Annotated in this window: 12 protein-coding genes; 9 read left to right on the forward strand and 3 right to left on the reverse strand. The window is 58.4% G+C overall.

Annotation, left to right across the window (positions count from 1 at the left end):
* Nucleotides 1-70 precede the first annotated feature (70 nt).
* Nucleotides 71-1,390, reverse strand: coding sequence for a lytic murein transglycosylase (locus tag RCJ00_RS02440; protein ID WP_316220031.1), 1,320 nt, complete (start codon nt 1,388-1,390; stop codon nt 71-73).
* A 247-nt stretch (nt 1,391-1,637) separates the two neighbouring features.
* Between RCJ00_RS02440 and ykgO the strand changes: the two genes are divergently transcribed.
* The 5 genes from ykgO (at nt 1,638) to RCJ00_RS02465 (ending at nt 4,478) form a co-directional block, all read left to right on the forward strand.
* Nucleotides 1,638-1,763 (forward strand): type B 50S ribosomal protein L36, encoded by a 126-nt coding sequence (ykgO, locus tag RCJ00_RS02445; protein ID WP_006274063.1) that lies wholly within the window; start codon nt 1,638-1,640, stop codon nt 1,761-1,763.
* Between the two features lie 200 nt (nt 1,764-1,963).
* Complete coding sequence (locus RCJ00_RS02450) at nt 1,964-2,461, forward strand: HAD-IA family hydrolase (RefSeq protein WP_316220038.1); 498 nt, start codon at nt 1,964-1,966, stop codon at nt 2,459-2,461.
* Nucleotides 2,462-2,559: 98 nt separating this feature from the next.
* Nucleotides 2,560-2,835 (forward strand): nucleoid-associated protein GapR, encoded by a 276-nt coding sequence (gene gapR / locus RCJ00_RS02455; protein ID WP_023457900.1) that lies wholly within the window; start codon nt 2,560-2,562, stop codon nt 2,833-2,835.
* Nucleotides 2,836-2,920: 85 nt separating this feature from the next.
* Complete coding sequence (locus RCJ00_RS02460) at nt 2,921-3,430, forward strand: hypothetical protein (protein WP_316220039.1); 510 nt, start codon at nt 2,921-2,923, stop codon at nt 3,428-3,430.
* Entirely contained in the window at nt 3,414-4,478 is a 1,065-nt protein-coding gene (locus tag RCJ00_RS02465) for a glycoside hydrolase family 71/99 protein (protein ID WP_316220040.1), read from the forward strand. Before RCJ00_RS02460 ends, RCJ00_RS02465 begins: the two co-directional genes overlap by 17 nt.
* Nucleotides 4,479-4,544: 66 nt before the next feature.
* On the opposite strand, the gene RCJ00_RS02470 is transcribed toward RCJ00_RS02465, so the two are convergent.
* Nucleotides 4,545-5,687, reverse strand: coding sequence for a lactonase family protein (locus RCJ00_RS02470; protein WP_316220041.1), 1,143 nt, complete (start codon nt 5,685-5,687; stop codon nt 4,545-4,547).
* Nucleotides 5,688-5,955: 268 nt separating this feature from the next.
* On the opposite strand from RCJ00_RS02470, the gene RCJ00_RS02475 reads away from it, so the two are divergent.
* Nucleotides 5,956-7,347: an MFS transporter gene (locus tag RCJ00_RS02475; RefSeq protein WP_316220042.1), complete on the forward strand. Its 1,392-nt coding sequence runs from the start codon at nt 5,956-5,958 to the stop codon at nt 7,345-7,347.
* On the opposite strand, the gene RCJ00_RS02480 is transcribed toward RCJ00_RS02475, so the two are convergent.
* Nucleotides 7,331-8,794 carry a sigma 54-interacting transcriptional regulator gene (locus RCJ00_RS02480; protein WP_316220043.1) on the reverse strand — a complete coding sequence of 488 codons (1,464 nt, stop codon included), beginning with the start codon at nt 8,792-8,794 and terminating at the stop codon, nt 7,331-7,333. The genes RCJ00_RS02475 and RCJ00_RS02480 overlap by 17 nt on opposite strands.
* 245 nt (nt 8,795-9,039) lie before the next feature.
* Between RCJ00_RS02480 and RCJ00_RS02485 the strand changes: the two genes are divergently transcribed.
* The 3 genes from RCJ00_RS02485 (at nt 9,040) to RCJ00_RS02495 (ending at nt 12,725) form a co-directional block, all read left to right on the forward strand.
* Nucleotides 9,040-10,857, forward strand: a complete 1,818-nt coding sequence (locus tag RCJ00_RS02485) for a M3 family oligoendopeptidase (RefSeq protein ID WP_316221078.1) — start codon at nt 9,040-9,042, stop codon at nt 10,855-10,857.
* Between the two features lie 153 nt (nt 10,858-11,010).
* Nucleotides 11,011-11,256 carry an aa3-type cytochrome c oxidase subunit IV gene (locus RCJ00_RS02490; protein WP_316220044.1) on the forward strand — a complete coding sequence of 82 codons (246 nt, stop codon included), beginning with the start codon at nt 11,011-11,013 and terminating at the stop codon, nt 11,254-11,256.
* Between the two features lie 323 nt (nt 11,257-11,579).
* Complete coding sequence (locus RCJ00_RS02495; protein WP_316220045.1) at nt 11,580-12,725, forward strand: Re/Si-specific NAD(P)(+) transhydrogenase subunit alpha; 1,146 nt, start codon at nt 11,580-11,582, stop codon at nt 12,723-12,725.
* The last annotated feature ends 2 nt before the right edge of the window (nt 12,726-12,727 follow it).

A 12,727-nucleotide genomic window follows, 5' to 3' on the forward strand; every position in this document is an offset into this window, starting at 1 on the left:
GCGTTAATCATTAATCCTGCGTTTAATCTGCGCCGGATCCGGGCCATTTTACCGACGCTGCTGGATTTACTTACCGTGCCTCGGCCGTGCCGCCACGCATGACGACGAACTGATTGGCCAGGTCGAAACTGAGATAACCATCAGCGGTCATATGGTTCGCACGCTGCCAATCCCGGATGGCTTGACGCGTGCCGACGCCGATCACGCCATCTATCGTTCCCGGGTCGAAGCCGGCAGCCTTCAGCGCTTCCTGGGATTTGATGCGCTGATTGAGGCTGAGCGGCAGTTCCACCGGCCATGGTGTCACCGGCGGTGAACGGCCGGCAATCAGGTCGGCGATCAGGCCCACAGCCAGGGCGTAGGCCGTGGAATTATTGTACTTGCGGATGACATAGTGGTTGGGAAGCGCCACGAAGGCAGGGCCTTTTGCCCCCGACGGCAGCAGAATCGTTGCCTGTTCACCCGTTTCCGCCGGCTTCCAATATCCACCATCGGCGCGTTTGACACCCAACTCTGCCCATTCGGCAGGCGTTTTCTTGGCCGTCTCGGCCAGGTAATAGTCGAACCCGACAGGCAGTATCACCTCAACCGCCCATTCCTGGCCCGGCTTCCAGCCCGCCTTGGCGAGCAGGTTGGCCGACGAGGCCAGGGCATCGGAATCCGAATTCCAGATATCGACCTTGCCGTCGTGGTCGCCATCGGCACCCAAGGTCAGGTAGTTGTCAGGCAGGAACTGGGTCTGCCCCATGGCGCCCGCCCACGACCCTTTCAGGGTTTCGCGGCCTATACCCGAATCACGCAGGATCTTGAGACAGGCGATAAGCTCGCTTTCAGCCCAGTCGCGACGGCGGCCGTTATAGGCGAGCGTGGCCAGCGCCGAAACCACATCTATATTGCCTTGGACGCGGCCCAGATCGCTTTCCATCGTCCAGATGCCGCCCAGGAGTTCCGCCGGCACGCCGGAAGTGGCAACAATTTCGGCGACATTCGGGTTAGCGTCCAGACGCGCGCGGGCCGCCGCGGCGCGCGAAGCTGACACCGCCGTCCGCATATAGGAACTGGCGGGTTTGGAGAATTCCGGTTGCTGAGAATCGGACGAAGTGACACCGGCTTGCGGTTTGACGTCCGCCAGAACCTGAGCGGTAAATTCCGGAGCAAATCCCTTGGCAGCGGCCTTGGCGATAAAGCTCTGTTTCCAGTCGTCGAACGTGGCGTTGGCCGGCAAAGGCGCGGTAACCGCCGGCGCGTCCGCCGCCGTGGGCGAAGACGATGATTCGGCGGCGGGTGGCGATGTCGTCGTGGGCGTCGGCGGCGTGTGAACCGGTCCTTGCGGCGCGACCGTCGTACAGGCAGTCAGGACAGCGAACAGACTTACATAACGCAACCGCATCAGGGACCTCTTGATCATGGGGATAGCTAACCTCATTGTGTTCGCCTTTCCAAGTCCTTAAAGACCTCACTTTGTTGTCAGAATGATGTGACGCCGCCAAAAACAGGCAAATATGCCAATTGGACATTGACAAGTCCCCGCCCCTCCCATAGATACCCGCCCTCTATCGAAGTTGGTGCCTGCGTGCGAGCGGTTGCTTGCCCTGTTTCCGGCTTTAACCGCCATTCCAAAGATCAGGTGAAAACCAATGAAAGTCCGTAGCTCGCTCAAGTCGCTCAAGGGTCGCCATCGCGATTGCAAGATCGTGCGCCGCAAGGGCGTTGTATACGTCATCAACAAGACGGATCCCCGCTTCAAGGCGAAGCAGGGCTAAGTTTGTTGCGGCTGCGAAAGCAGCCTTGACACCTGTCAGCGAACAACGCTTAAAGCCCATGGCTTTAGGCGTTTTTTCGTGTGTCCGGAGGACCAGATGGTCAAGGCAGTTCTGTTCGATGTCGGCAATGTCATCATTACCTGGAATCCGGAAAACCTGTATCGCAAGGTTTTGCCGATGCGGACCGCCGTGCCTGGTTTTTGAACACCGTCGTGCCAATGGACTGGCACAATCACCACGACGCCGGTGTCACGTTTGCGGAAAACCGTATCGAGCGCCTGACCACTTTTCCCGACTATGAAGCGGAAATCGTGGCCTATGACACGCGGTTCGAGGAAATGCTGGGCGGGCTGATCCCGGAAACCATCGCTGTGATCGAAGACCTGCATGCCAAGGGTGTCCCTATGTACGCCCTGACCAATATGCCGACGGAAAAGGCCGAGATGGTTTTCTCGAAAAGTCCGGTTTTTGGTTACTTCAAAGACATCATCGTCTCCGGCGTCGAAAAGCTGATCAAGCCCGATCCGGCCATCTATGACCTGACCCTGCGCCGCCTGGGTCTACAGGCGTCCGATATTTTCTTCACCGATGACAATGCCGACAACATCCGCGTGGCGGCGTCACAGGGGTTTGTCACGCACCTGTTCGACACGCCGGCCACCTTGCGGCCTGCCCTGATGGCCGTTGGCCTGCTTTAATCCACAGCTGCGAATCACTTATCCGCAATCCAGACGTTGAGGTCCCGATTCGCAACGGCTATGGTTAAGGCTATCGCATTTTACAGGATACCCGTTCCATGGCCGACGACGCCCCCTCCTTTTCCTCTGACGACGTTATTTCCGGCGCCGCTCAAACCCGCCTGCGCACCATCATCGAGCGCATAGAACGCCTTGAAGAAGACAAGGCCGGCATCATGGGCGACATCAAGGAAGTCTATGACGAAGCCAAGGGTGAAGGCTTTGACGTAAAGATTCTGCGCAAGGTGGTTTCCCTGCGCAAGAAGGACAAGCTCAAGCGTGAGGAAGAAGAAACGATCCTCGACCTCTATCTGACCGCCATCGGCGATCGCTAAAACCTATTGACGATCATGATACGCCGTCCCCATGCTACAGGTATGAGGACGGCTTTTTCATGCGCAGCGGGTTAGGATCAGGGCCATGGCCTTTAAGACACCTGCAAAGGGCGAAAAGACACCTTCAAGGGGTGAAAAGACTGGGCGTAAAGGACTGACGCGCACTACCCCCCTGCAAACCAACAAACCCCTGCAAACCAACAAACCCCTGCAAACCAACAAACCCCTGCAATCCAAGACGTCCCTACAAACAAAAAAACCTATGCAGGCAGGATCGGGTTTCACCGCCAAGCCGATCTCACCCGCCGATCAGATGAAAGCCCAGAAGAAGGCGCTTCAGGCAGCAACGATTCGCCTGCTGGAAAAGGCGCGCCGCGATGCCGCCGAACAGGGCGTCGATCTGTCTGAGTGGGAAAACGCATTTATCGAAGATGTCGGCGAACGGGTGAAAACCTATGGCCGCGCCTTCGCGGATCCGGACAAAGGCGCTTTGAACGGCACGCTCTCCATGCGTCAGGGGCAAAAGCTGAAAGAAATCCGCAAAAAGGTCAAAGCCAAGGGACGAGTTGGGAAATCGAATGAACCGGATACCTGACCTCAGTCTGAAACGGGACGTGGCTTTGCAGTTCGACCGGCGCGCTTTGCTTCTCGCCCTAACGTCGGCGGTCACCTGGCCAGCGCGGCTGTTTGCCCAGGCACGGGCTGAGCGGCAGGTGCTGGTGTTTTACTACGGCTGGTACGGCACTGTGGCACGGTCAGGAGAAAACAGCCATTGGCTTACCCCCGACACACAGACCGAAAAAATCGCCGATGCGCCCGACTATCCGGTGGGTGGCCCTTATGACAGCCTCGACCCTGCCGTCATCGACCGTCAGATGCGCCAGATAAAGGCGGCCGGGATTACCGGGCTTATCGCCTCATGGTGGGGACGAGGTGATCGCACCGATCGTCAATTCCCCCTTTTGCTCGATGCTGCCGCCCGTTACGGCCTTAAGGTCTGCCCCTATATCGAACAGGCCCAAACCATAGAGTCGGTCGCGGCAGATGTTCTGTATCTGCACGGCCGCTATGGCCGCCACGCCGCCTGGCTCCCCCTGGATGGCAGGCCGGTCGTCATCTTCTTCGACCGCCTGATGCAAACCTTGGGCGCCGATGGCTGGAAACAGGCCCGGGCCCGGATTGAAAAACAGGCGCCCGACGCATTGCGCTTCATCGGCACCGCCAACACAGTGGAGGAAATCGCAGCCCGCAAGCCCGTGTTCGATGCGTTGCACATATATTCCATGCAGTTCGAAGCCGCTGAACGTCGCTGGCTTCCAGCGGTGTGGCGCACGCAATTCTATAAGGCTTGGGTCGCCGCCCAGGCGGGCGCCAAGGTAACGACGGCGACCGTCCTGCCCGGCTTCGACGATCGCCTCTTACCCAACCGCCTGAAAAAACGTCCGGTCATCAAGCGCGGCAACGGCACCCCATTTCGGCAATTATGGACGGCCGCCATCGCGGCCCAGCCCGACTGGATATTCATCGTCTCGTTCAACGAATGGCATGAAGCCAGCCAAATTGAACCGTCCACCGCCTTTGGAACGCGTGAACTCGACACCTGCCGGGAGATGAGCGCCCTATTCCGTGCAGCCAAATACTGAAGCGTCGCACCCTATCAAATCAATATTGATTTGATAGGGTGCGATGCCCCAATCTCCCGGCCAGGTTTATGCTATCGCCGCGATGAAGACAGGTTGAGACACAGGGATTGTCTGGTTCTTGGGTTGCAATGTGCCGTCAGATTTCAGTTCAAATATAACGAGATCGTTGCCGCGCTGATGGGCGACCACGACTCGCTTGAGGTCTTCGCGCAGCAGGAAAAAACGTGGCCAATTGCCCAAGGTTGGCGCGATCTGTAGCAGGTCGAGGTGTCCTGAAGCGACGGCAAACACCGCAATGGAATTGTCGCCCCGATTGGAAATATAGAGCCGGTCGCCGGCTTGGTTAAGCAGAATATGAGCGCAGAAGCTCTCCCCGGTAAACCCGCTGGGCAAGGTGGACAGGGTCTGTATCGCCTCGAAACGTCCATCCGTTGTCTTGCGCAACACGATGACCTGGCTCGACAATTCGGTCGCGATAAAGGCATGCGTACCGTCTTTGTGAAAGACCATGTGGCGCGGGCCGCTTCCGGCCGGCGCCTGATAGGCAACAAACGTGTCGCCGACCGCCCCCGTCGCCGCATCGAACCCGTATCCCAGCACCTGGTCAGTCCCGAGATCGACGCTGTAGATATACTCGCCATGGAACTGGACCCAATGGGCGTGCGGTCCTTCCTGGCGATCGGTCTTGGGGCCCTTCCCAGCATTTTGCCGGATGACGGGTGGTTCTATCAGTTCACCGTTAGCGCCCGCCTTGTAAACTGCGATATTACCTGAAGAATAGTTGGCAACAGCGACATAACCGCCCGTTGGGTCGGTGGCGATATAGCAGGGATCGCGACCGTGGCTTGAAACCTCTCCGGTTGCTTTCCAGTCACGTCCATAGGCGGCGACGCGGCCGTCAGCCTTTTCGTTGAGCAAATAGTATCGCTTTGTTTTTCCGTCATAAGTCCCAAAGGAGACATTTTCGATAGCAGGCATCGCCGTCCCCAATGTCCAGCGATCCGCGCGGCGTGAATAGGTCAGCGGATAGATGCCCCGCGCCGCATCCGAACTATAGGTGCCGACGAAAAATTTCACCTGATCTCCGGAAAAACCACTTGCTGTCGTAGCGCACCCCAACAGGCCGACGGCGGCCGTCACACCCATCAAGGCCGTACGGCGATTCGGTTCCGCCTGAGTGAGCTGAACGACAAACGGATAAGGCGGCATGTGAGGACTCCGGAACAGACCTATTTCTAATTTCGCACCTTAGCCACGAATCCGTACTCTGCGCCAGTGCTTCTTGTTCATGACGTTAAACATAAGTTCTAACCATATAATCGACTGAAAATGATCAACTATTTTTTGGTTTACGCGGGTGGGAACGCTTCCGTCGCCGCAACCGAGGCGGTCAGACAGGTTTACGAGTTCATTAACCTAAAATCGCCAGAATAGCGAAAAATTCCCCACAACACGCCTGAAACGGGTGCCCTAATCAATGTCTCAGCCGGTGAGCGACCAATCCGTCCTTCAGGCCTATGAGCCAATTCATGCCCGCGAAGTCGTTAGCTATGGTCTGGGGGATGCGGGCTTCAACCTGTATTGGGCCCCGCTATCGGCGTTCATGATGGTCTATCTCAGCGATGTGGTCGGTTTGAGTTTGGCCAGCATTGCCAGTTTACTTGTCACCATGCGGCTTATTAGCGCCGTAGCCGATCCGATATTCGGTGCAATCGCCGACCGCACGCACACGCCATACGGGCGTTATCGTCCTTGGTTTTTGTGGCTGGCCCTGCCGCTGGCGTCGGCAGGGATCCTGTTCTTTTCCCTCGGAAGTCTAGCGATTGAGGAACGTCTGACCGCTACCTATATCAGCCTGATCCTGCTCAACCTCATCTATACCGCAGCCAATACCGCCTATAATGCCTTATCCGGCGTTATCACGCTCGATTCCGACCAGCGGGGGCTGATTATCAGCGCTCGTTTTGGCGGCGCATTCCTCAGCGCGGCTGTGATCACCTGGGCAACGCCAAAACTGGTGGCCCTAGCCGGACGCGGCAATCACGCCTTGGGCTGGCAATTCGTCATGACCGTTTTCGGCGTAATCGTCGCAGGCATACTGGTCAATCTGTTCCTCCAAACGCGTGAACGCCTTGCGCTGTCATCTCAGCCTAACCGTAATCCGCTAAGGGATATAGGTAACCTGTTCGCCAACCGCCCCTGGACCATTCTCTTTGCCTTTGGCTTTGCCATGCAGTTCGCATTCATGCTGCATACCGCCATGACCCCTTATTTCATGAAGGTCTGTATCGGCAGGCCGGACCTCATCGTCGGTTTCGTCATGACATTCACGTTGGGACTGGCGGCAGGGTCTGCGAGCGCCGCTGCCTTGACCCGTTGGCTGCCCCGTCAATGGTTGATTGCACTGGCGATGACGGTAGCCGGGGCGAGCAGTCTGGCGCTCTATGCGTGCCCCTCGAACCAAACTGTCCTGATGTTCGCACTCGAAGCTATCACCGGCGCCGCCTTTGGGATGGCGAGCACCCTCGCCTTTGTCATGTGCGCAGACACCGCCGACTACAACGCGTGGAAGACCGGTCACCGCGCAACGGCTATGACCTATTCAATGATCATGTTTGGCAAGAAAATTGGCGCCGCCGCTTCGGCCGCACTCATCGGCGCGGTACTGGCGGGATATGCTGCCAACTCTCTCCTGACGCAACACGTGCTGGGTCATATTCGCGCCCTGATCAGCCTGACGCCGGCGGCGATATGTTTTGGGGCAGCCGGGATCATCGCCCTCTACGATCTGACACCGGATCGTGTGGTCAAGTTACAGGCACAGTTGCTGTCCAGCGTGCGTGGAAAGTCGTCTAACCCGCTTCCTTGACCAATCCTTCCAAGCCGCAATCGCGGACCTTGCGATAGAGGGTCGAACGACCGATGCCCAGGCGACGCGCCACTTCCGACATATGACCGGCATAGACGCCTATGGCGTGTTCGATCAGGTCGCGTTCAATGTCTTCCAGTTTGCGCAGGTGCCCGGCCTCATCCAGAATACGAACCGGCGCGTCATGCAAGGCGCTCAAGGCCTCATGATGTTCTTCCAGAACGCGTACGACGCTTTGGGGAGCAGCCTCCGAAGACGTCATGATTGGCGCCACCTGACCGCTGATGGCCGGGAAATCGAAGGCCTGCAGATGCGGGCTGTCGCTGAGGACGATGGCGCGATAGACGGTGTTTTCCAATTGACGCACATTGCCGGGCCAATCGTAGGCCGTCAACATTGACAAGGCGTCGCCCGATACACCGGTCACGCGCTTGCCTTCTTCGATATTGAAGCGGCGGATAAAGTGATCGATCAGCGCGGGAATGTCCTCGCGGCGTTCGCGCAAGGACGGCGCTTCGATCGGAAAGACATTGAGGCGGTAGAACAGGTCCTCGCGGAAGGCTCCCGCCTTGACCTGATCGGCCAGGTTGCGGTTGGTCGCCGAGATAATGCGGACATCGACCTTGACCGGACGCTTGGAACCGACCGGATCGATTTCGCCTTCCTGCAAGGCGCGCAGAAGTTTGACCTGCATGTCGAGCGGCAGTTCGCCAACCTCGTCAAGGAACAGGGTGCCACCATTGGCCTCCTGAAACTTGCCCAGGTGTTTATCGGACGCGCCGGTGAAGGATCCCTTTTCGTGACCGAACAGAATCGATTCAACCAGATTTTCCGGCAAGGCGCCGCAGTTGACGGCGACAAAGGCCTTGCCTGCGCGCTCCGACGAGCCTTGAATGGCGCGAGCGATCAACTCCTTGCCGACGCCGCTTTCGCCAAGGATCAGCACCGGTATCGACGATTTGGCGGCGCGTTCACCCAGGCGGCGCACGATCTGCATCGCGGCGGAGGCACCGATCAAGTCGTCAAATGAGATGCGATTGGCCGTGTGTTTTTTCAGCCGCGCCACTTCGGCGGACAGATCGCCCATCTGGAGCGCATTGCGAACGGAGACCAAGATACGTTCGGGCGATGCTGGCTTGATAAAGAAGTCCTGCGCGCCGGCCTGCATGGCCTTGACGACCGTATCAATGCCGCCCGATGCGGTCAGCACCACGACCGGCGTACGGATGCCGGCAGCGCGAATTTCCTTAAGGGTATCAATGCCCGACTGACCGGGCATGACCAGATCGAGGATAACGGCGTCGATGCCGGAATTCTGCGACAGTCGGTCATAGGCCTCGTTACCGTTTTCCGCGTGCAGGACGGAAAAGCCCTCGCGTTCCAGTACGGCCTGAATCAGCCGGCGCTGTGTCGGATCATCGTCACAGATCAGGATCGTTTTTGCCATGTCACACCATCAATCGTTCTGAATCATTTGACGAACCCATTCGAAATTCGCCTTATTTTGAAACACAACTAGTCCTTTGGGGTGAAAATCGGGTGTAGAACTATGATTAATGTGCCGTTTTCGTACGCCCTGAAACGAGACACATAGCGGCCAGATAGCATCAAGACAGGCGGGACACAGTGACCGGGGGAAGATTTTCCGGCCAGCCTCTCGATTTTGTCGACGTTTATCGCTATGTCCGCAGCATGAACACAGATACTGCCGCTTCGGCCCCGCTGCCCGTTGATTCCGTCACGCAACTCCCCGTCTGGGATCTGTCCGATCTCTACGACGGTCCCGAAGACCCGAAGATCGCGCAGGATTTCGCGCGGGGCGAAGCTCATATCAAGGACCTGGCCAAGCTTCAGGGGCAGTTCGTGTCGGCGCGCGGCAATGCCGAACGATTGGGCCTGCTTATAGACCAGGCAGCGTCGCTGTATGAAAAAGCCATGGACGATATGGGCGGGGCACTGGCCTACGCCACCTTGGCGTCAACCATTGATCGTGAAAACGCGCGCATCGCCAAGATGCAGTCCGACCTCGGCACGCAAGCCGCGATGATCTCCGCCGACAGTCTGTTTCTGTCTCTGGAACTCAACCAGTTGGAAGACTGGGAAATCGAAAATGCCTTCAAAACCGTCGAGAAAGCGCAACGCTGGCGTCCATGGCTGCGTCGCATCCGCGCCTCGCGTCCGCACGAACTCACGCCCGACCTGGAACGGCTGATGCTGGAACGCATGCCGGCCGTCAGCCAGTGGACGCGCCTGTTCGACGAAACCCTGACGCGCCTGCGCGCCAAGGTCGGCAAGGAATCGCTGACGCTCAATGAAGCTCTGACACGGCTGTCTGCACCGCAGGCCCCGATACGTAAAGCCGCCGCCCTCGGCTTGAGCGCGGCGCTTCGGGACAATGCCCCGGTGCTCGCCCTTTCGCTCAATACGCTCGCCTTTGAAAAGCAGGTCGAAGACCGTTGGCGCAAATATGCCGATCCGGCCGCGTCGCGCCACCTGGCCAACGAAGTGGACAAGGATGCGGTTGACGCCATGGCCGAAGCGGTCAGCGAATCCTACGTCAACCTGTCCCACCGCTATTACAAGCTGAAGGCCAAGGTGATGGGGCGAAAGCAGCTTGACTATTGGGATCGCAACGCCCCCCTCACCCAAGACGTCCAAAAGCATTATAGCTGGGAAGAGGCCAGGAAGATCGTCCTCGACAGCTTCGCCCAGATGGGACCGGAATTCGCCGAGCGCGCCGAGCGCTTCTTCGACCGTCCGTGGATCGACGCCGCCCCCCGCCCCGGTAAATCGTCGGGCGCCTATGCCCACCCGGTGACGGCCAACCGCCACCCCTACGTCATGCTGAACTTCACCGGTGACCGGCGCGAAGTCCTGACCCTGGCCCACGAATTGGGCCACGCAGTGCACCAGACCCTATGCCAGCCGCTGGGCTCCATATTGGCCGACACCCCGCTGACCCTCGCCGAAACCGCTTCCATCTTCGCCGAAGGCCTGGTGTTCGAGCATCTGGTCGCCACGGCCACCCTTGAGGAAAAGAAGGCGCTATTGGCCGGCAAGATCGAAGACGGGCTGAACAGTGTCATACGCCAGATCGCCTTCCATCGTTTCGAGGAAAAGTTCCATGCAGCCCGCCTGGAAGGCGAGGTCGCCCTCGATCAGATCAATGCCATGTGGCTCGATGTCATGGGTGAAAGCCTTGGCCCCGCGATCAAGCTGAATGACGGCTACGAAGTTTACTGGTCTTATGTCAGCCATTTCGTTCATTCGCCGTTCTACGTCTATGCCTATGCCTTCGGCGACTTGCTGGTGTCCGCCCTGATGGAAAAACGCCGCGAAAATCCGGCCGCGTTTACGCCGCTCTATCGCGAATTGCTGGCCGGTGGCGGTACGCGGACCTATGTCGAGGCGCTGGCGCCGTTTGGCATGAACCCGCGCGACAAGTCGTTCTGGAAGATGGGCTGTGCCCGTCTTGAAGGTTTGATCGAGGCGTTCGAAGCTCTCGTTTGATGCGCATTCGCCGGCGCGGATGGATGGCAAGCGTCCGTCTGCGCCGATATGACGCGGTAAAACGACAATTGACCTGTGCGGCGAGCTTTTGTAAGAGCGTTGATAATATCTTCGTGCGCGGAGTCAAATCCGCCCTTTCTCAGGATGAACGCCATGGCTGACACTCACGATCACTCCGACTATGTTCGCGGCGAAATGGACGTGCATCAGCAACAGCATTCATACGACCTGTTTACCGGCCTGACCAAGTGGCTCAGCCTTTACCTGGCGGTGGGACTGACCTTCCTCGTCCTGCTGACATGTACGAAGACCGGATTGATTGGCTCGCTCATCGCGGCGGTCGTGGTTGCGGCGGTCGGCTGGTTCCTGCTGAAGAAGAAGCCGGATCAGGCGCACTGATCGCCGGCGTTCCCCACCATATACCGATTTGATTACTGACGCCCGTGTGCCCTCACACGGGCGTTTTCATTTGCGAATACCGCCATCGGTCTGAGTATTTACCGGAGCAAGAGCAGAACTGGTTGCCTCGTTGCGGCCTCTTTACGCCGCTGGCAAACGCGCATAGTTTAGCCCAAGTAATGATTACAAGGACCAGATATCGACCATTCGATCTTTGACTTGGCGATCATTTACCCATAACAGACACAATAATCATAAGCGGCGCCAAAGTCGTTACGGGTGTATCGAGTATCCTTGTAAGCCTCAGTTAAAAGGGAAGAATCGTGGGCTTAACCCTTGCTATTACCAAAGAACAGATCGCGGGTGAGACACGCGTCGCCGCCACCCCTGACACCGTCAGGAAGTGGACCGGCGCGGGCCATAGCGTAAAAATCCAGACCGGCGCGGGCCTTGGGGCCTCGATTACGGATACGGCTTTCACGGATGCGGGGGCGAGCATCGTCGCCACCGTCAAGGAGGCCTTAGCCGACGCCGACATCGTATTGAAGGTCAGGCAGCCGGCGGCGGATGAAATCGCGGCACTGAAATCCGGCGCGATCGTCATCGCCATGCTGGACGCCTATCGCGAAAAGGAGGCTTTGAACGGTCTGGCCAAGGCCGGAGCCTCCGCCTACGCCATGGAATTCGTGCCGCGCATTACACGCGCGCAGGTCATGGACGTGCTGTCGTCTCAGGCAAACCTGGCAGGTTATCGCGCCGTTATTGAAGCCGCAAATGCCTATGGCAAGGCCTTCCCGATGATGATGACGGCGGCGGGGACTGTCGCTCCCGCCAAGGCCTTTATCATGGGCGTCGGCGTCGCTGGCCTTCAGGCCATCGCCACCGCCCGCCGTTTGGGTGCCGTGGTCACCGCCACGGATGTCCGGCCCGCCACCAAAGAACAGGTTGAATCGCTAGGAGCAAAGTTCCTGGCCGTCGAGGACGACGAATTCCGCAACGCCCAAACCGCCGGGGGGTATGCCAAGGAGATGTCGGCCGAATACAAGGCGAAGCAGGCTGCGCTCACCTCAACCCATATTGCCAAGCAGGACATCGTTATTACGACGGCGCTGATTCCCGGCCGCGCCGCGCCGATCCTGGTCACGCGCGAACAGGTCGCTTCGATGAAGCCGGGTTCGGTGCTGATCGATCTGGCCGCCCCGCAAGGCGGCAATGTCGAAGGCTGCATTCCCGGTGAGACCGTCGATATCAATGGCGTCAAGATCATTGGCCCAAGCAATATCGCCGCCAGCATCGCCGCCGACGCGTCGGCGCTCTATGCCAAGAACCTGCAAGCTTTTGTCGGCCTGCTGATCGACAAGGATGGCAATTTGATACCCGATGCGAAAACCGGCGCCGAGGATGAGATCCTCAAAGCCGCCCTGGTTACCGCCGGCGGTGCCGTCGTTCATCCCAATCTGAAAGGCTAAGT

The organism is Asticcacaulis aquihabitans, assembly GCF_032490435.1.
Classification (GTDB): domain Bacteria; phylum Pseudomonadota; class Alphaproteobacteria; order Caulobacterales; family Caulobacteraceae; genus Asticcacaulis.